Source organism: Curtobacterium sp. PhB115 (assembly GCF_003752025.1).
Taxonomy (GTDB): domain Bacteria; phylum Actinomycetota; class Actinomycetes; order Actinomycetales; family Microbacteriaceae; genus Curtobacterium.
The window spans coordinates 224,018-243,512 of the sequence record NZ_RJKR01000005.1 but is presented as its reverse complement, the minus strand read 5'-3'; the positions used below and the strand labels follow the sequence as shown (position 1 = coordinate 243,512).

The 19,495-nt window shown below is 71.1% G+C and carries 14 protein-coding genes; 7 read left to right on the top strand and 7 right to left on the bottom strand.

From position 1 onward, the window contains the following. Positions 1 to 36: 36 nt before the first annotated feature. The gene (gene valS, locus EDF19_RS01380) at positions 37 to 2,631 is read right to left on the bottom strand and encodes a valine--tRNA ligase (RefSeq protein WP_123679168.1); all 2,595 of its coding nucleotides are present in this window, start codon (positions 2,629 to 2,631) and stop codon (positions 37 to 39) included. A gap of 266 nt (positions 2,632 to 2,897) precedes the next feature. On the opposite strand from valS, the gene proP reads away from it, so the two are divergent. Then, positions 2,898 to 4,484 (top strand): glycine betaine/L-proline transporter ProP, encoded by a 1,587-nt coding sequence (gene proP / locus EDF19_RS01375; protein WP_260216834.1) that lies wholly within the window; start codon positions 2,898 to 2,900, stop codon positions 4,482 to 4,484. A gap of 208 nt (positions 4,485 to 4,692) precedes the next feature. Here the strand turns inward: proP and EDF19_RS01370 are convergent, their stop codons facing one another. The 4 genes from EDF19_RS01370 to EDF19_RS01355 are packed head-to-tail and all read right to left on the bottom strand — an operon-like array spanning position 4,693 to position 10,101. After that, positions 4,693 to 6,516 (bottom strand): ABC transporter ATP-binding protein, encoded by a 1,824-nt coding sequence (locus EDF19_RS01370; RefSeq protein WP_123679167.1) that lies wholly within the window; start codon positions 6,514 to 6,516, stop codon positions 4,693 to 4,695. Beyond that, positions 6,513 to 7,406, bottom strand: coding sequence for an ABC transporter permease (locus tag EDF19_RS01365; protein ID WP_123679166.1), 894 nt, complete (start codon positions 7,404 to 7,406; stop codon positions 6,513 to 6,515). The genes EDF19_RS01370 and EDF19_RS01365 overlap by 4 nt, the downstream gene beginning before the upstream one ends. Continuing rightward, the gene (locus tag EDF19_RS01360) at positions 7,403 to 8,476 is read right to left on the bottom strand and encodes an ABC transporter permease (RefSeq protein WP_260216833.1); all 1,074 of its coding nucleotides are present in this window, start codon (positions 8,474 to 8,476) and stop codon (positions 7,403 to 7,405) included. The genes EDF19_RS01365 and EDF19_RS01360 overlap by 4 nt, the downstream gene beginning before the upstream one ends. A gap of 5 nt (positions 8,477 to 8,481) precedes the next feature. Continuing rightward, a complete protein-coding gene (locus EDF19_RS01355) occupies positions 8,482 to 10,101 on the bottom strand; it encodes an ABC transporter substrate-binding protein (RefSeq protein WP_123679165.1) in 1,620 nt (539 codons plus the stop codon). 32 nt (positions 10,102 to 10,133) lie between these two features. On the opposite strand from EDF19_RS01355, the gene EDF19_RS18935 reads away from it, so the two are divergent. Further along, positions 10,134 to 10,733, top strand: a complete 600-nt coding sequence (locus tag EDF19_RS18935) for a helix-turn-helix domain-containing protein (RefSeq protein WP_185022620.1) — start codon at positions 10,134 to 10,136, stop codon at positions 10,731 to 10,733. A gap of 18 nt (positions 10,734 to 10,751) precedes the next feature. On the opposite strand, the gene EDF19_RS01345 is transcribed toward EDF19_RS18935, so the two are convergent. Next, positions 10,752 to 11,786 carry a cation diffusion facilitator family transporter gene (locus tag EDF19_RS01345; RefSeq protein ID WP_123679164.1) on the bottom strand — a complete coding sequence of 345 codons (1,035 nt, stop codon included), beginning with the start codon at positions 11,784 to 11,786 and terminating at the stop codon, positions 10,752 to 10,754. A 244-nt stretch (positions 11,787 to 12,030) separates the two neighbouring features. Between EDF19_RS01345 and ileS the strand changes: the two genes are divergently transcribed. Genes ileS through EDF19_RS01320 form a run of 5 tightly spaced genes read left to right on the top strand, consistent with a single transcriptional unit; the run spans position 12,031 to position 18,494 of the window. Then, a complete protein-coding gene (gene ileS, locus EDF19_RS01340; protein WP_123679163.1) occupies positions 12,031 to 15,285 on the top strand; it encodes an isoleucine--tRNA ligase in 3,255 nt (1,084 codons plus the stop codon). Further along, the gene (locus EDF19_RS01335; protein WP_185022619.1) at positions 15,282 to 16,757 is read left to right on the top strand and encodes a folylpolyglutamate synthase/dihydrofolate synthase family protein; all 1,476 of its coding nucleotides are present in this window, start codon (positions 15,282 to 15,284) and stop codon (positions 16,755 to 16,757) included. The genes ileS and EDF19_RS01335 overlap by 4 nt, the downstream gene beginning before the upstream one ends. Further along, entirely contained in the window at positions 16,754 to 17,170 is a 417-nt protein-coding gene (locus tag EDF19_RS01330) for a DUF4233 domain-containing protein (RefSeq protein ID WP_123679162.1), read from the top strand. Before EDF19_RS01335 ends, EDF19_RS01330 begins: the two co-directional genes overlap by 4 nt. Before the next feature lie 41 nt (positions 17,171 to 17,211). Further along, a complete protein-coding gene (gene ndk, locus EDF19_RS01325) occupies positions 17,212 to 17,631 on the top strand; it encodes a nucleoside-diphosphate kinase (RefSeq protein WP_079238588.1) in 420 nt (139 codons plus the stop codon). Between the two features lie 14 nt (positions 17,632 to 17,645). Continuing rightward, positions 17,646 to 18,494, top strand: a complete 849-nt coding sequence (locus EDF19_RS01320; RefSeq protein WP_123679161.1) for a thioredoxin domain-containing protein — start codon at positions 17,646 to 17,648, stop codon at positions 18,492 to 18,494. Positions 18,495 to 18,568: 74 nt separating this feature from the next. Here the strand turns inward: EDF19_RS01320 and EDF19_RS01315 are convergent, their stop codons facing one another. Further along, on the bottom strand, positions 18,569 to 19,420 hold the full coding sequence (locus tag EDF19_RS01315; protein WP_123679160.1) for a thioredoxin domain-containing protein: 852 nt from the start codon (positions 19,418 to 19,420) through the stop codon (positions 18,569 to 18,571). Positions 19,421 to 19,495: the final 75 nt, after the last annotated feature.

Here is a 19,495-nt window from a genome sequence, read left to right as displayed (position 1 = left end):
CGGGTCGCAGACGCGACCCGGCCCGGATCGCCGACGTTACGCCTGCTGCTCCGCGAGCTCGATCTCGGTGACCTCGAGCTCCGCGCCGTCGACGAACGACAGGTTCTCGATGCGGCCGACGGCCGCCAGGTCCACCGCAGCCTGCTCGATGAGCACGCGCGTCTCGGCCGGGGCCGCGACGACCGCGCGGGTCACGGGCGTCTTCTGGGACGCCTTCGCCGCCGTCTTCGCACCGCGGATCCCGATGAGCGCCTGTCCGACGGCCGCGAGCAGCCCGGTGGGGGCCGCGTCGGTGGGCAGGTCGGCAGCGGTCGGCCAGGAGGCCCGGTGCACGCTCGTCTCGTGGGTCCAGGCCCACACTTCCTCCGTCGCGAACGGCAGGAACGGTGCCAGGAGACGCAGCTGCACGTCGATGGCGGCGCGGAGCGCCAGGACGGCGCTCGCCTGCGTCTCGTGCGTCGCGTCGGCAGCGGTGCCGTAGGCACGCTCCTTCACGAGCTCGAGGTAGTCGTCGCAGAACGTCCAGAAGAAGCGCTCGGTGATCTCGAGGGCGCGGGCGTGGTCGAACCCGTCGAACGCCGTGGTGGCCTGCTCGACGACCGAACCGAGCTCGGCGAGCATGTCGACGTCGAGTGCCTCGGTGACGCTCGTGGCGCCCTCGGGCAGCGGGAAGCCGTAGACGAACTTCGCCGCGTTCAGGACCTTGATCGCCAGACGTCGGCCGACCTTGATCTGCTTCGGGTTCTGCGGGTCGAACGCCGCGTCGGTGCCGAGCTTCGACGAGGCCGCCCAGTACCGGACCGCGTCCGCACCGTGCTGCTCGAGGATCGACAGCGGCGTGACGACGTTGCCCTTCGACTTCGACATCTTCTTGCGGTCGGGGTCGACGATGAAGCCGGAGATGCTCGCGTGCTTCCACGGCACCACGTCGGCCTCGAGCTGGCTGCGGAGCACCGTCGTGAAGAGCCACGTCCGGATGATGTCCTGCGCCTGCGGGCGGACGTCGTACGGGTAGACGAGGCCGTAGAGCTCCGGGTCGGTCTCCCACTTGCCCGCGAGCTGCGGGGTCAGCGACGAGGTGGCCCAGGTGTCCATCACGTCGAGCTCGCCCTGGAACCCACCGGCGACGCCGCGCTGGTCCTCGGAGTAGCCGGGAGCCGGGTCGGACGACGGGTCGACGGGCAACTGTGCCTCGGTCGGGACGATCGGCTGGTCGAACACCGGGTTGCCGTCGGCGTCGAGGGGGTACCAGACCGGGATCGGCACACCGAAGAAGCGCTGGCGGGAGATGAGCCAGTCGCCGGACAGGCCACCGACCCAGTTGTCGTACCGGACGCGCATGAAGTCCGGGTGGAACGCGATCTCCTCGCCGCGGGCACGGAGCTTCGCCTTGAGGGCCTCGTCGCGGGCGCCGTTGACGATGTACCACTGGCGGGTCGAGACGATCTCGAGGGGCTTGTCGCCCTTCTCGAAGAACTTCACCGGGTGCTGGATCGTCTTCACGTCGCCGATCAGGCCGCCCGACTCGGTGAGGGCGTCCACGACGACCTTCTTCGCCGAGAACACGGTCTTGCCGGCCATCTCGGCGTAGAGCTCCTGGCCACGGGGCGACTCGATCCAGGCGGGCTGCTCGGAGCGCACGCGGCCGTCGAAGCCGAGGATCGCGCGGTTCGGCAACTGCAGCTCACGCCACCAGACCACGTCGGTGGTGTCACCGAAGGTGCAGACCATCGCGATGCCGGCGCCCTTGTCCTTCTGCGCCAGGTGGTGTGCGAGCACCGGGACCTCGACGTCGAACAGTGGGGAGCGGACCGTGGTGCCGAAGAGGTCCTGGAACCGCTCGTCGTCCGGGTGCGCGACGAGGGCGACGCACGCCGGCAGCAGCTCGGGGCGGGTCGTCTGGATGACGACGTCGTCGCCGCCGTCCGCACGGTGGAACGCGATGCCGTGGTAGGCGCCGGGCATCTCCTTGTCCTCGAGCTCGGCCTGCGCGACCGCGGTGCGGAACGTCACGTCCCACAGGGTCGGGGCGTCGGCCTGGTAGGCCTCGCCGCGCTCGAGGTTGCGGAGGAAGGCACGCTGCGCGCTCGCCCGCGAGGTGTCGTCGATGGTGCGGTACGACTGGGTCCAGTCGACCGACAGGCCGAGGGTGCGGAAGAGCTCCTCGAACTGCTGCTCGTCCTGCACGGTCAGCTGGTCGCACAGCTCGATGAAGTTGCGGCGCGAGATCGGCAGCTGGTCGGCGGCCTTCGACGACTTGCCGTCGCCGCCCTCGAACGGCGGCGTGAAGCCGGGGTCGTAGGGGAGCGTCGGGTCACAGCGGACCCCGTAGTAGTTCTGCACACGGCGCTCGGTGGGCAGGCCGTTGTCGTCCCAGCCCATCGGGTAGAAGACGTGCTTGCCGCGCATGCGCTCGAACCGGGCCTTGAGGTCGGTGTGCGTGTACGAGAACACGTGACCGATGTGCAGCGAGCCGGAGGCCGTCGGCGGCGGGGTGTCGATCGAGTAGACGGCGTCACGGTGGCCGGCGGCGTCGCGGTCGAAGCGGTAGGTGCCGTCCTGCTCCCAGACCGGCCCCCAGACCTGCTCCAGTCCGTCGACGCTCGGCTTCTCGGGCATGGGTTTGGTCATGGCTGCGCCTTTCGATCGCTATGTGCGGCACCGAGTCCGTGATGAGGTGCCTGAGTGTCCACGCCTGACGCGCGGTGCCCCCAATCGTAGCGGCCACCCCGTGCCCGTCGCTGGCCGGTTCCGGCGCTCTAGCACACGGGCCTACCAGACACGCCGGTCGCCTGATAGTCTGTCGGAGTTTGTCCGGCGAGCGCGGGTTCGCAGGAGCTGCACCGTTGCCGTCCGCCGGACGCCCGAAGGACGCACCGCACACCGGAGGAACTCTCTTGGCACCGAACGACGCACCCCACCCGCACGGCGACCGGCCGGCGCCGCACGGCGACCGGCCGATGCGCACGAAGGGCGCTGCGAAGCGCGCTCGGCGCAACCTGACGAAGGACGACGTCACCGTCGTCGAGGAGTCGCTGCTCAAGCGTGCCGTGGCCGCCGCCGCGCTCGGCAACGCGATGGAGTGGTTCGACTTCGGCATCTTCGCGTACCTCACGGTCACGATCTCGCAGGTCTTCCTGCCGCAGGGCGACCCGGCCGCGAACATCGTCGCGACCTTCGGGTTCTTCGCCGCGGCCTTCATCGTCCGCCCGATCGGTGGTGCCGTCTTCGGCCCGATCGGCGACAAGATCGGCCGCCAGAAGGTCCTCGCGCTGACGATGATCCTGATGGCCGCCGGCACGCTGATGATCGGCCTGATCCCCTCGTACGACTCGATCGGCTTCTGGGCGCCGATCCTGCTGCTCGTCGCCCGCTTCGTGCAGGGCTTCTCGACCGGTGGTGAGTACGGCGGCGCCGCGACGTTCATCGCCGAGTACTCGCCCGACAAGCGCCGCGGGTTCATGGGCTCGTGGCTCGAGTTCGGCACGCTCGCCGGCTACGTGCTCGGCGCGTCGATCGTCACCGGCCTGCAGTTCGGCCTGTCCGAGGACGCACTGCTCAGCTGGGGCTGGCGCATCCCGTTCATCATCGCCGGCCCGCTCGGTCTGATCGGGCTGTACCTGCGCCTCAAGCTCGAGGAGACCCCGGCCTTCCAGAAGCAGCAGGAGCAGGCCGCCGAGCGCGAGGGGCAGAAGACGCCGTTCCTCAAGCTCTTCGCCGAGAACTGGCGCTCGCTCATCATCTGCATCGGCCTGGTCCTGGTCTTCAACGTGACCGACTACATGCTGCTGTCGTACATGCCGACCTACCTCGAGCAGAACCTCGGCCAGAACGCCACGTTCGGCCTGATCCTGATCGTCGTCGTGATGCTGCTCATGATGGTCGTGATCACCTTCGGCGGTCGCCTGTCCGACCGGTTCGGCCGTCGTCCGGTGCTCGCCGCTGGCTGCATCGGCTTCATCCTGCTGTCCTGGCCGGCCCTCAAGCTCGTCCAGACCGGCACCGGTGTCGGCGTGTTCGCCGGGCTGCTCATCCTCGGCGTCGTGCTCGTCACGTTCACCTCGACCATGCCGTCGACGCTGCCCGCGCTGTTCCCGACGATCATCCGCTACGGCGCCCTCGCCATCGCGTTCAACGTCTCGGTGTCCCTGTTCGGTGGCACCACGCCGCTCGCGACCGCCGCGCTGATCAACGGCGCGAAGGAAGCCGGCTTCGGCTGGGCCGAGGACATCCCGGCGTTCTACCTGATGGCGGCTGCCGTCATCGGGCTCGTCGCGGTGTACTTCACCAAGGAGACCGCCGCGTCCCCGCTGATGGGCTCCGGCCCGACGGTCGGCTCGGAGGACGAGGTCGCCGGGGTCATCGACGACTACAACGACCCGACCTCGGAGCTCGCGCAGTCCGACTGGGCGAAGGACTTCTCGACGAGCGAGATCCCGATCATCTCGGGTGACGTCCCGAAGAAGGAGTCCGCGGACTCCTGACCCCCGGTCAGACCCGCCTTGGAGGCCCGGTGCACGTCCGCCACGGACGCGCGCCGGGCCTCCGGTCACGTTCAGGGCCGTGGTGCGGGCCCGCCTGCGAGCCGCTCGGCCGCGCTTCGCTCGGCCGCGCACCGCTCGGCCGCGCACCGCTCGGCCGCGCTTCGCGCTCAGCGACAATTCACGGGTCCCGCGCCCCGTGAAGTGTCGCTCAGCGCGAAACGTCGGTGCCGGTCGCGGTGCCGGGCGGGGTGCCGATCGCCGTGCCGGCCACAGCCAGTGGGCCCGCGGCGAGCTGCTCGGCGGCCTGGAGCAGGTGTGCGGTCACCGGGTGTGCCGGGTGCTCGAACACCTGGGTCGCTGAGCCCTGCTCGACGACCGCGCCCTCGTGCAGGACGAGCACGTCGTCGGCCATCCGTCGCACGGCACGCAGGTCGTGCGACACGAACACCATCGCCACACCGGTCTCGTCACGGAGCCGTTCGAGCAGCGACAGCACGGCGTCCTGCACGGTGGCGTCGAGCGCGGTGACCGGCTCGTCGAGCACGATCACCTCGGGGTCGGTCGCCAGTGCCCGGGCGATCGCGAGCCGTTGCCGCTGTCCGCCCGACAACGTGAGCGGGGACCGCGAGCGCAGTGCCGGATCGAGGTCGACCTGTCGGAGGGCTGCGTCCACCCGATCGGCGAGGGATCCGCGCGCCCGGCGTTCGTCGCCCCGTGACAGCGCATCGGCGAGCACCCGCTCCACCGACCACCGCTCGTCGAACGTGGCGCCGGGGTCCTGCACGACGGCGGCCAGCCGGTGCCGCCGGGGTCGCCGGTCGCGCTCGGGCAGTGGTGCCCACGGTTCGCCGGCCAGGGTCACGGTGCCGGCGTCGGGGGTCTCGAGGCCGAGGAGCATGCGCGCCAGCGTGGTCTTGCCGGACCCGGAGGCCCCGATCACCCCGAGGACCCGGCCCCGATCGAGCTCGAACGACACCCGGTCGACCGCGGGCACCCCGTCGAAGGCGCGCGAGAGCCCCTCCGCCACGAGGACTCCCGTCGCACCGTGCGAGGTCGGCTCCGCACCCGACTCCGCACCGGACTCCGCACTGTGCGAGGTTCCGCGCTCCGTGCGACCCGCGGCGCCTCGCACAGTGCTCGGAACCTCGCACACTGCGGCCGCCGCCCCGCCCGCCCTCGCACCGTGCGACCCCGGCGCGCCACCAGCCTCGCCCGGCCTCGCACCGTGCGACCCCGGCGCGCCACCAGCCCCGCCCGCCCTCGCACCGTGCGACGCCGCACGCACCAGCGCCCGCGTCGCCTCGTGCTGCGGCTCCCGCAGCACCGACTCCACCGGTCCCTGCTCGACAATCCGGCCCTCGTGGACGACCGCCACGCGATCGGCCCACCCCGCCACCAACCCGAGGTCGTGCGTGATCACGAGCAGCCCCGCTCCCCGCTGCTGCGCCGACCGGAGCTGCTCCATCACGGTGACCGCGATCCCGGCGTCCAGCGCAGTCGTCGGCTCGTCCGCGACGAGGAGCGCTGGGGACCCGACGGTCGCCGCGGCGATGAGTGCCCGCTGCCGCATCCCGCCGGACAGGGTCCCCGCGAGTCGGCCGTCGGTGGCGATGGCCGGGTCGAGCCCGACCGCACGCAGGGCATCACGCACGGCGGACACGCGCTCAGCCGCACCCATCTCGGTGTGGAGGCGGAGGGTGTCGGCGACCTCGCGCCCGACCGGACGCAGCGGGTCCAAGGCGCCCAGTGCCTCCTGGCCGACGTAGCCGACCCGCGACCCGCGCACCTGCCGCCAGCGCCGGTCGGAGAACGCGCGGACGTCGAGGCCGGCGACGGTGAGTGCCTCCGCGCGCACGGCGGAGCCGGGTGCGGACAGGCCGAGCGCGGCACGAGCGGTGACGGTCTTGCCGGACCCGGAGGCGCCGACGAGGGCGACGCACTCGCCGGCCTCGACGTGCAGGTCGACGCCGTGCACGATCGGGACGCGGTCGATGGCGACCGTGAGGCCGCGGATGTCGAGGACGCGGGTCATCGCGTGACTCCTGTTCGTCGGATCGCGCGACCGAGCACGGTGACGGCGGTCGCGAGCACCACGATGGCGAGCCCGGGGAAGGTGCTCATCCACGGTGCGGTCTGCAGGTAGGTCCGGCCGTCGGCGAGCATCGCGCCCCACTCGGGAGCGGGTGGTGGCGTGCCGACGCCGAGGTAGCTCAGTGCCGAGGCCCACACGATCGCCTGCCCGACGCCGAGCGTGCCGACGGCGACGACGGGCCAGAGCGCGGTCGGCAGGACGTGTCGGAGCAGGATGCGGGCGGGGGAGCGGCCGAGGACGACGGCCGTCTCGACCACCTGGGATCCGCGCGCCGCACGGACGAGCCCCCGGACGATCCGGGCGTAGCCGGGCGCGGTGGCGAACCCGACGGCGAGCATCGCGGGGACCGGACCGGGGCCGGTGACGGCGATGACGACGAGGGCGACGAGGAGCAGCGGCAGGGCGAAGGCGACCTCGGTGACGCGGCCGATCACCGCGTCGAGGAGCCTGCCGACCCGACCGGCACCCGCACCGAGGCCGGCGACGACCCCGAGCACGACGCCGGTCCCGCCGCCGACCAGGGTCGCGACGACGCCGACCACCAGAGATGCGCGGGTGCCGGCGACGACCCGCGCCAGGACGTCGCGCCCGGACTCGTCGGTGCCGAACGGGTGTGCGGCACCGGGGGGCTGGAGGGCATCGGCTGGGTGCACCGCGAGTGGGTCGGCGCCGCCGAGGACCGCTGGCCAGGCCGCCGCGACGACGGCGAGCAGGACGACGACCCCCGCCACGACGGCGGGCACCGTGAGCGCGTGGGGGTGTCGGAGGCCTGCGACGGGCGGGCGGCTGGGACCACCGGCCTGGAGGCTCGGCTCGGCGATGCCGCTCATCGTGCCTCCGCCTCGTGGCTGGGCCCACGGCGCTGGTCGGCTCGCGTGCGCGCGCCACCGGTGCGTAGGCGTCCGAGGCGTGGGCGTCCGGTGCGCGGGCCTCCGGTGCGTGCGCCCCCGGTGCGCGGGCCTCCGCTGCCTGCGCCCCCGCTGCGCGGGTCGACCGCCCGTTCGACGAGGTCGGCGACCGCGAGCACGACGACGTACGCCGCAGCCGAGACCAGGGCGATGCCCGCGACGAGGGGCATGTCCCGCTGCGTCACCGCGGTGACGAGGGCGCGGCCGATGCCGGGCAGCGCGAACACCGACTCGACGACGACCGCCCCGGACACGAGGGACCCGAACGCCCAGGCGGACAGTGCGATCCCGGGCAGGGCGGCGTGCCGGAGCAGGTGCCGCCAGAAGAGCCCGAAGCGCGTCTCACCACGCCCCCGCGCGGCGAGCGCGAACGCGGACCGCTGCGCGTCGACGACCCCGTCCCGCACCGTCTCGGCGAGGTACCCCGCGACCGGGACGGCGACGGTGACCACCGGCAGCACCCAGCCCCGTGCGGTGCCGTCACTGACCGCGGGCACCCATCCGAGTGCGCTGGCGAACACGACGATGAGCACGCTGCCGAGCCAGAAGTGCGGCATCACGCTCGCCGTCACGCTCAACGCGCTGGTCAGCCCCGCGGCGACGCGTCCGCGCTGCGTCGACCACCAGGCGGCGACGATCGCCAGGACCCAGGCGACGAGCAGCCCGGCCACCGCCAGGGTCAGCGTGACGGGCAGCTGCTGGCCGAGGAGCGTCGCGACCGGGGTGCGGAACGCGTACGAGTCCCCGAGCTGCCCGGTCGCGAGCCGGCCGAGGAACACCGCGTACTGCACGAGCACCGGTTGGTCGAGGCCGTACTCGTGCCGGACCTGGGCGACGGCCTCCGCCGAGGCCTGGGACCCCGGCCCGCCGAGGATCGCGAGGGCCGGGTCGCCGGGGATGAGCCGGATCGCGACGAACACGATCGTCGCGACGGCCCAGAGCACGCCGATGCCGCCCGCGAGCCGTCGGACGGCCCACCAGACCCAGCCCATCTGCGTCAGCGGTCGATCCAGGCCGTGCCGAACCACGGCGTGGACACCGAGGTGGTGGAGATGCCGTGCACGGCGGACCGCACCAGGAAGTGGTTCTGCTGGTCGTAGAGCGGCAGCACGGTGTCGCTCGCCAGGATCGTCTTCTGCGCCTGCTCGTAGAGGTCGGCGCGCTCGTCGGCGTCGGAGGTCCGGGCGGCTTGTTCGAGCAGGTCGTCGAGCGCCGGGTCGTCGAGCTGGGCGAGGTTCGCGAAGTACCCGGACGGTGCCGGCGTGATGCTCGCGCTGTCGTACAGGATGCGCAGGACGTCCGGGCCGACCTTCGTGTACGGGGCGCTGACGACGTCGTACTCGTTCGCAGCGAGGGCGGCGTACCAGCTGGAGAGGTCGAGCTCGTCGAGCACCACCTTGAAGCCGACGGCCTTCTCGGATGCCTGGATCTGCTGGAACAGGCTGCGTTCGGCGGGGACCGACTGGTTCGTCGAGACCGGGAACGTCACGGTGAGCTGCTGGCCGTCCTTCTCGCGGATGCCGTCGGACCCGACCTTCCACCCGGCGTCGTCGAGCAGCTGCTCCGCCTTCTTCGGCGAGTAGTCGAACCGGCTCTTCTCCGAGTAGGCCAGCGGTTCGGCACTGGAGAGCACCGAGTACGAGCGCTTCGCGGTGCCGAGGAACAGCGACTGCAGGCCGGGGTCGATCTCGGCTCCGGCGATGAACGCCTGGCGGACCGCCTGGTCGCGGAAGACGCCGTGGCCGGAGTTGAGCTCGAGCCGGTTCGAGGCGCCGGGGCGTGGGGCGTCGAGGTCGCGGATCGACCCCTTCGACGACGCCGCCTTGAGCTGGTCGGGCTGGGCGTTGTCGATCACGTCGACCTGTCCGGACTGCAGCGCGGCGTACCGCGAGGTCGAGTCGGGCAGGAAGCGCCACGTGATCCCGGACAGGCGCGGCTTCGTCTTCCCCCAGTACTCGCTGTTCTTCGTCAGGGTGACGCGGTCGCCGTGCTTCCAGCCGGTGACCTCGAAGGGGCCGGTGCCGACGGGCGACTCGCAGTTCGTCGCCTGCTTGCGCTCGAGGGCCTTCGGGGACTCCATGCCGACCCAGGGCTGTGAGAACGACTCGAGCAGCGCGCTGTCCGGACGGCTCAGGGTGAGCGTCACGGTGTGGTCGTCGGTGGCGGTCGCCTTCGTGATCGACTGCAGCGCGAGGTACCCGGTGCTCGATGCGGTGGCCGGGTCCTGCACGTGCTCGATGTTCGCCACGACGGCGGCGGCGTCGAACGGGGTGCCGTCGGTGAAGGAGACATCGTCGCGGAGCGTGAACGTCAGGGTCTTCCCGTCGTCGCTCGTGGTCCACTTCGTCGCGAGCTCGGGGGTCGGCTTGCCGTCCTCGAGCCCGACGAGCTCCTCGATGTACTGCGTCGCCAGGAGCGCCTGCGGGTAGTTGCCGCCGACGTGCGGGTCGAGGCAGGTGGGCTCGGCGTCGCCGGAGGCGTACGTCAGGGTCCCGCCGTTGACCGGCTCGCTGCTCGTGGTGGTCGTCCCCGCACCGCTGCACGCGGCGAGGACGAGGACGACGGCGGTGGCGCTCGCGACGGCGGCGACGGTTTTCTGTACTGAGTCCAAGATCATGGCTGGACGAGTCTAGCGGTTTACTGGGGCCCATGGACGAACCGATCCGCCGAGGTGGGCGCCCCCGACGATCGAGCGCGGACGTGCTCGCCGACGCCGCCGCCGAGCTCTTCCTCGAGCAGGGGTACGGCCGCACCACCGTGGACCAGATCGCCGCGCGGGCCGGGGTGAGCCGCGCCACGTTCTTCAACTACTTCACGGCGAAGTCCGACGTCATGTGGCTCGAGCTCGACGCCGCCGTCCGTGAGCTGCCGGCGCACCTGGCGGCCTCGACCGAACCGAGTGCGGTGCGTGCGGTGGAGGAAGCCCTGCTCGCCGCCGCCCGGGCGCACGACCCCGAGCGGGTGCCGTGGGCCGTCGCGCAGGCCGAGGTGATGGGCATCGGCTCCGAGCTGGTGGCCGGGGTCGCCGTGCGGGTGATGGCGCAGCACGCGGCGGTCGCGGCGTTCGTGGCCGCGCGCACGGGGGAGCAGCCTGGGTCGCTCTGGCCGCAGACGGTGTCGGGCGCGATGCTCGGGGCCGCCGCTGCGGGGTTCGGGGTGTGGGTCCGCGACGGTGTGGGGCGTCGCCCGCTCGTCGAGTACGTCGGCGCGGCGCTCACCCCCGTCACCGCCGGCCTCGACGCGCACTGACGCCCGATTCGCCGCCGCTCAGTCGGTGCGCAGGGTCCCCGCACCACCCGCCGACACATCCTCGACCGTCCCGTCGCGCACGACCTCGGGCACGTCCGACGTGGTCGGCCGCAGCGAGGCGTCACCCGGCAGGCTCAGGGTGAGCACGGCCTCCTCGATGTACGGGCTCTCCTCGAGCGATGCCTCGACCGCCCGCAGCCGCACGGCGACGTGCTCCTCGGTGTCGTTCCCGGTCAGGTCGACCGCCGCGACGAGGTACACCCGGGACGGCCCGACGAACTCCAGGTGCAGGTACGTGACGCGCTCGACCTGCGACCGGCCGAGCAGTTCGACGAGCACGGCGTTCTCGAGCTCCGGCGAGGTGCTCTCGCCGAGCAGGAACCGGCGATTGCGGTCGATCAGGATGATCGCGACGACCCCGAGCAGCACGCCGATCGCGATCGAGCCGATCGCGTCGAAGATCGCCAGGCCGGTGATCTGGTGCAGGAACACCCCGAGGAACGCGACGACGAGGCCGATGAGCGCGGCGGCGTCCTCGGCGAACACGGCGCGCAGGGTCGGGTTCGACGACTGCAGCACGTGCCGAAGCACCGGCACCTTCCGCTTGGTCGCGGCACCGTGCGCCTGACGGTAGGCCTGCAGGAAGCTCGTGCCCTCGAGGCAGAACGACAGCGCCAGCACGATGTAGTTGAGCGTCACGTCCTCGGCCGGGCCGGTGTCCCCGAGCTCCGAGATGCCGTGGTAGATCGACACGATGGCACCGGCCGTGAACAGGCCGAACGCGGCGAACATCGACCAGATGTAGGTCTCGCGGCCGTACCCGAGCGGGTGGGCCGTGTCGCGCTTCCGGGCACCCCGTCGTTCGGCGACGAGCAGGAAGATCTCGTTCCCGGTGTCCGCCCACGAGTGTGCCGCCTCGGCCACCATGGATGCGGACCCGGAGATGAGCGACGCGACGGTCTTCGCGATCGCGACGAGCAGGTTCGCACCGAAGGCGATGATGACGGTGAGGGAGGACTCCGGGCGTTCGCCGGAGGCAGAGTCGTCGGGCATCACTCCAGCATGCTCCCGTCCGCTAAACTCGTGTCACACGAGCGTCGATCCGGCCATCACCGGGGAGCTCCCGGAAGAACGCGGTCCGCGCGAGCGGCTCGTCAGTAGAACCGGGCGGACCGGGCCGCACCGAACCCGAACACGAGCGGTCGTGACGTGCGGACAGCACGGCGTGGCAAGCGAGGTGGTACCGCGGAGCGTGCTCCGTCCTCGTGGAGATCGAGCGAACCCACAAGGAGTCCCGGTGCCGTACCCGTTGAACGCCGATGCCGATGGCGTCGTCCCCTCGCCGTCGTTCCCCGCCGTCGAGCGGGGCATCCTCGCCTTCTGGAAGGGCGACGACACGTTCCAGGCGTCCATCGACCAACGCCAGGGCTGCGATGAGTGGACCTTCTACGACGGCCCGCCGTTCGCGAACGGCCTGCCGCACTACGGGCACCTGCTGACCGGCTACGCGAAGGACGTCTTCCCGCGCTACCAGACGATGCGCGGCAAGCAGGTGCACCGCCGCTTCGGCTGGGACACCCACGGCCTGCCCGCCGAGCTCGAGGCGATGCGCCAGCTCGGCATCACCGAGAAGCACGAGATCGACGAGATGGGCGTCGACGTCTTCAACGCCGCCGCCAAGAAGTCCGTGCTGCAGTACACCGACGAGTGGCAGCAGTACGTCACCCGGCAGGCGCGCTGGGTCGACTTCGAGAACGACTACAAGACGCTCGACGTCACGTTCATGGAGAGCGTGCTCTGGGCGTGGAAGCAGCTCTGGGACAAGGACCTGGCGTACGAGGGCTTCCGGGTCCTGCCGTACTGCTGGAACGACCAGACGCCGCTGTCGAACCACGAGCTGCGCATGGACGACGACGTCTACAAGATGCGCCAGGACCAGTCCGTCACGGTCTCCTTCCCGCTGCACGGTGCTCGAGCCACGGAGCTCGGGCTCGACGGCGTGCGTGCGCTCGCCTGGACGACGACCCCCTGGACCCTGCCCACGAACGCCGCGCTGGCCGTCGGGCCTGCGGTCTCGTACGTGGTGCTGCCGGCCGGGCCTGGAGGCGCGGCTGACGGTGGTGCCGCCGGTTCCGTCTCGTACCTCTTGGCTTCGGACACCGTGGCCGCCTACGCGAAGGACCTCGGCTACGAGACGGCGGAGGACGCCGCTGCCGCGGTCGTCCGCACCCTGGCGGGTGCGGAGCTCGACGGCGTCGAGTACGAGCGCCTGTTCGACTTCCTCGCCGACGCCGAGGGCATGGAGAACGCCTGGCGGATCCTCGTCGCGGACTACGTGGAGACCGGTGAGGGCACCGGCATCGTGCACCAGGCTCCGGCCTACGGCGCCGACGACCAGGTCGTCTGCGCTGCCGCGGGCATCCCGGTCGTCCTCTCCCTCGACGAGGGCGGTGTCTTCACCTCGCAGTTCGGCGAGGTCGCCGGCATGCTCTGGTCGGACGCCAACAAGCCGCTCACCCGGGCCGTGCGCGAGGCCGGTCGGCTGCTGCGCCAGGCGTCGTACGAGCACAGCTACCCGCACTGCTGGCGGTGCCGGAAGCCCCTCATCTACAAGGCCGTGTCGTCGTGGTTCGTCCGGGTCACCGACTTCCGCGACCGGATGGGCGAGCTCAACCAGGACATCAACTGGGTTCCGGAGAACGTCAAGGACGGCCAGTTCGGCAAGTGGGTCGGCAACGCCATCGACTGGTCGGTGTCGCGCAACCGCTACTTCGGCACGCCGATCCCGGTGTGGCAGTCCGACGACCCGGAGTACCCGCGCACCGACGTGTACGGCTCGCTCGAGGACATCGAGCGCGACTTCGGCCGCCTGCCCCGGAACGCCGACGGCGACGTCGACCTGCACCGCCCGTTCATCGACGACCTGACCCGCCCGAACCCCGACGACCCGACCGGGAACTCGACGATGCGCCGGATCACCGACGTGTTCGACGTCTGGTTCGACTCCGGGTCGATGCCGTACGCCCAGGTGCACTACCCGTTCGAGAACCGGGAGTGGTTCGAGTCGCACAACCCGGCCGACTTCATCGTCGAGTACATCGGGCAGACCCGCGGCTGGTTCTACGTCATGCACGTGCTGTCCACGGCGCTGTTCGACCGGCCTGCTTTCAAGAACGTCATCAGCCACGGCATCGTCCTCGGCTCGGACGGCCAGAAGATGTCGAAGTCGCTCCGGAACTACCCGGACGTCTCCGAGGTCTTCGACCGCGACGGGGCCGACGCCATGCGCTGGTTCCTGATGTCCTCGTCGGTGATCCGCGGCGGCAACCTCGTCGTCACGGAAGAGGGCATCCGGCAGGGCGTCCGCGAGTTCATGCTCCCGCTGTGGTCGACGTACTACTTCTTCACCCTGTACGCGAACGCCTCCGGGCCGGAGGGCTACCAGGCCACCCGCCGCACGGACAGCACCGACGTGCTCGACCGGTACCTGCTCGCGAAGACCCGGGTGCTCGTCGAGGACGTCACCACGCACCTCGACGCGCTCGACACACCGCTCGCCGCCCAGGCCGTGCGGGACTTCGCCGACGTGCTGACGAACTGGTACGTCCGCCGGTCGCGTGACAAGTTCTGGACGGGCGCCGACGCGGACGCCGGCCTCGAGACCCGTGCCGCGTTCGACACGCTCTACACGGTGCTCGAGACGCTCACCCGTGTCGCGGCCCCGCTCGCCCCGCTCGTCACCGAGGAGATCTGGAAGGGCCTGACCGGTGGTCGGAGCGTGCACCTGACGGACTTCCCGGACGCTGCCGAGTTCCCCGCCGACGATGCCCTCGTCGACGCGATGGACCGGGTCCGCGACGTCGCCTCGAAGGGCCTCGCGCTCCGCAAGGCGACCGGCAAGCGCGTCCGCCTGCCGCTCGCGACGCTGACCCTGGTGGTGCCGGACCCGGCGGCGGTCGAACCGTTCGCCGACATCCTCCGCGACGAACTCAACGTCAAGCGGGTCGTCCTCGAACCCCAGGCCGAGGAGTCCCTGGCGCAGTACGGCATCGAGCGGAAGCTCACCGTCAACGCCCGGGTCGCCGGCCCCCGCATCGGCAAGCAGGTGCAGCAGGTGATCCCGGCCGCCAAGAAGGGCGACTGGACCGCGACCGAGTCCGGCGTCACCGTCGGCGGCGTCGACCTGATCGAGGGCGAGTACACGCTCGACCTCACCGTCGCCGACCCGTCGGTGGCCGTGGCGTTCCTCGACGAGGGCGGCTTCGTGGTGCTCGACACCGTGACCTCGCCCGAGCTCGAGGCCGAGGGGCTGGCCCGCGACGTCGTCCGTGCCGTGCAGCAGGCCCGTCGCGACGCCGACCTCGACGTCAGCGACCGGATCGCCCTGACCCTCGGGGTCGACGAGGCCGCCGACGCGTCGGTGCGCACCCACCAGCAGCTCATCGCGGGGGAGACCCTGGCGACGAGCGTCGAGATCGTGCCCCTCGGGGCAGGCGCCACCACCGATGTCGGTGACGGTGCGAAGGTGACCGTGGAGGTGTCACGCGCATGAGCGACGACGACCAGTACGACCAGCACGACCAGCACGACGAGCAGGAGCAGCACGACGAGGACGGCATCCGGATCCCGGTGGGTCCGTCCGGTGACGCTCCGATCGACGCCGTGCCGTACGGCGGGGACGACGACGAGGTCAAGCGCGTCGAGGCAGCGCTGTACGCCCGGATCGGCGAGCAGTCGCCCGAGCACCGCCTGACCGCCACCCGTCGCGCCGTCGAGCTCCTCGGCGACCCGCACCTGGCGTACCCGGTGATCCACGTGACGGGCACGAACGGCAAGACGTCGACCGCGCGGATCGCCGAGAGCATCGTCCGCGCCCACGGGCTCCGCACGGGGCTCATGACGAGTCCGCACCTGGTGTCCATCCGCGAGCGCATCGTCGTCGACGGGCAGCCGATCGCGGCGGACCGGTTCGTGGAGAACTGGGACGACATCGCCCCCGTCCTCGAGCTGACCGACAAGGAGCTCACCGACAAGGGCGAGCTCCCGCTGACCTTCTTCGAGGCCCTGACCGTCCTCGCGCTGGCGTGCTTCGCCGAAGCGCCGGTCGACGTCGCGGTGATCGAGGTCGGCATGGGCGGTGAGTGGGACTCCACGAACGTCGTGCAGAGCCAGGTCGCGGTGTTCACGCCGATCGCCATCGACCACGCGAAGCAGCTCGGCGCCACGGTCGCCGAGATCGCCCGCACCAAGTCCGGCATCGTCAAGCCGTCCTCCGCCGTGGTGTCCAGCGCGCAGGTCCCCGAGGCACTCGTCGAACTCGAGCGCGCGGCCGAGCTCACCGAGTCGACCCTCGCGGTCGAGGGCACCGGCTTCAGCGTCGTGGACGTGACGCCGGCAGTGGGCGGACAGCTCATCACCGTGCAGGGCATCGCCGGCCGCTACGACGACCTCTTCCTGCCGCTCTTCGGCCAGCACCAGGCGCACAACGCCGCCGTCGCGATCGCCGCGGTGGAGTCGTTCCTCGGCCGGGGCACGCAGGCCCTCGACGAGGACGTCCTGTCGGAGGGCCTCGCGGGCGCGACCAGCCCGGGCCGCCTCCAGCCGATCGCCACCGAACCGACCGTCGTCGTCGACGCCGCGCACAACCCGCACGGCGCGAAGGCCCTGGCGGACGCGCTGCCCGTGGCGTTCCCGTCGGAGCACGTCGTCGGTGTCGTCGGGATCCTCGGCGACAAGGACGCACGCGGCTTCGTCCGTGCGCTCAAGGAGACCGTCGCGACCTTCGTCGTCACGCAGCCGCCGGGGGAGCGTGCGCTCGACGCGGACGAGTTCGCCCGGATCGTCGTCGACGAGGTCGGCGAGGACCGCGTCGTCGTCGAGCCGTCGCTCGCCGCCGCGCTGCAGGAAGCCCGTGACCTCGCGGACGAGGCGGACGCCGAGGACGCCCTCGTGCTCGTCGCGGGCTCCATCGTGATGGTGGGCGCCGTCATGGACCTGGTCCACCGGGAAGGCGAGACGAAGTGACGGACGCACCACGTGCCTCCCGGCCGGGTCGCGCGCCGCGCACCCGCAAGCCGCGACGTGACCGCGGGGCACAGGAGAGCCTGCTCTCGATCACGCTCATCCTCGAGGCGATCATGTTCTTCTTCCCGATGCTCGTCGTCTTCGGCAAGGGGACCCTGCCGCCGGCTGCCGCGTTCGGCGGCGGCATCGGCGCGATGATCGTGCTCGCCCTGGCCTCTCGCCTGACCGGCAACCGCGCCGGTGTATGGTTCGGGTGGCTGCTGCAGGCGGCCATCCTCGCCACCGGGTTCATCGAACCGTTCATGTTCGCGGTCGCCGTGGTGTTCCTGGCGCTGTGGGTCTTCTGCTTCGCCAAGGGCGGTCAGCTCGACCGTCAGAACGCCGCGCGCCGGGCCGCCATGGGCGAGGACTGACCTTCCCCCCTCCGATCCCGCGAACACACTAGGAGTACTGCGTGTCCGACCTCGAAGAGACCCTCGTCCTCGTCAAGCCCGACGGCGTCGCCCGCCAGCTCACCGGTGAGATCCTGCGCCGGATCGAGGCGAAGGGCTACGAGATCGTCGACCTGAAGATGCTCACCGCGCCGCGCGACCTGCTGGACGCGCACTACGAGGAGCACCAGGGCAAGCCGTTCTTCGAACCGCTCGTCGAGTTCATGCAGTCCGGTCCCGTCGTCGCGGTGCGCGTCGCCGGCAACGGTGTCATCGCGGGCTTCCGTTCGCTCGCCGGCACCACCGACCCGACCTCGGCCGCACCGGGCACCATCCGTGGCGACCTCGGTCGTGACTGGGGCCTCAAGGTGCAGCAGAACCTGGTGCACGGCTCGGACAGTACCGAGTCGTCGGCGCGCGAGCTCGCGCTCTGGTTCGCCTGAGCGACGGGGACAGCGTGACGAACAACGACCGACCGACCAAGAACGAGCGGCGCGCGCACGCGCGTGACGTCGCCCGGGCCCGCGCCGACGCCGAGCGACGACGCAAGCGTCGCAACAAGTGGTTCCTGCAGGGCGGCATCGGCCTCGGCATCGTGGCCATCGCCGCGATCATCGCCATCGTCGTGGTGAACGTGAACAACCAGCCGGCGGTCTCCGCGGCCGGGCCGAAGAACATGGCCACCGGCGCGATCCAGTTCACCGGTGAGAGCGGCGACGTCACCCCGGTGACCACGAAGGCCGTCTCCGCGAAGGGGACCCCGTCGGCCGTCCCGACGTCGAACTCGGACGGCGCGGTCGCGGTGACCGAGTACGTCGACTGGGCATGCCCGGTCTGCAAGCAGTTCGAGGCCACCTACGCCGACCAGATCCTCGACAAGGTGAAGTCCGGCGAGGCGACGCTGGCCATCCAGCCGGTGTCGATCCTCGACCGCAGCTACCAGAGCTCGCGGTACGCCAGCCGTGCCGCGAACGCCGCCATGTGCGTCGCGAACTACGCGCCGGACAAGTTCTTGGACGTGCAGACGCAGTTCTTCGACAACCAGCCCACCGAGGGCACGTCGGGTCTGACGAACGCCGAGATCGCGAAGCTCGTCAAGGCGGGCGGTGCGACCGGGTCGAACGTCTCGGAGTGCCTCTCGAGCGAGCAGTTCAAGGGCTGGGTGACCAAGTCCACGAACCTCGTGACCGCGGACGAGGCGCTGCAGGGCACGCAGGGCTTCGGTACGCCGACGGTCGTCGTCGACGGCAAGCGCCTGGACGACCTCAGCACCGTCATCACCGCGATCGACGCCGCGGCGAAGTAGCCCGCCACCCGGGCGACAGAAGGCCCCCGCTTCCATCCGGAAGCGGGGGCCTTCTCCGTTGCGTTGCCGGGCGCCTACGCGGTGCCGCCGTTCGCCTCGACGAAGGTGGCGAACGCGTCGGTGTCGGTCAGTGAGCCGCTGTACTGCTTCCCGTTCACGATCACCGTCGGGGTGCCGGTGACCTTGTCGAGCGACGAGTTCGGGATCGGGTCGTTCATCACGCGGTTCGTGGCGTCGGCGACCCACCCGGCGAACGTCTGGTCGGTGATGCAGGACGCGACCTTGCTGTTCGTCGCACCGGCTGCCTCCGCCAGGGATGCGAGCTTGTCGTTCGTGAGGCCGCGGGTGCTCTCGGACGGCTGGTTCTCGTAGAGCGAGGTGTTGTACGCCAGGAACGCGTCGGGGTCGTAGTTCGCGACGCAGGCGGCCGCGGCGGCGGAGCGGGTCGAGTACTTCGAGCCGAGCGACACCCGGTCGAGCAGGTTGAACGGATGCAGCTCGAGCGTCGCCGAGCCGTCCTCCACCCACTGCTCGATCTGGGACATCTGGCTGGTCTCGAACTGGTTGCAGTACGGGCACATGTAGTCCGAGTACACGGTGATGTTCGCCACCGAGTCGTCCTGCTTCGTCGGCGTCGGGGTGCCGCCGTCGGGTGTCGCCTTCGTCGCCACGGGCACGATCTTCCCGTCCTGCCCGGTCAGCAGGACCCCGTCGCTCGCCATGTTCTTCGGCCCGGGGCCCGCCGGTTGCACCGACCCGGCGATCACCACGACGACGACCGCGATCACCGCGAGGCTGCCGACGATGATGCCGCTGATGCCCAGTGTACGGTTGCGGCGACGACGCGCCTGCTGCTTCTCACGGGCTTCGCGGGCGCGTTCCCGCGCGGCGTCCCGACGGACCTTCTTGCTCTCGTTCTCGCTCATCGAATCCGAGCGTATGTGCTGCCGCGAAGCCGATCGGTCGTCCTGGCTGAGAAGCACCCACCAATTCGGTGACGC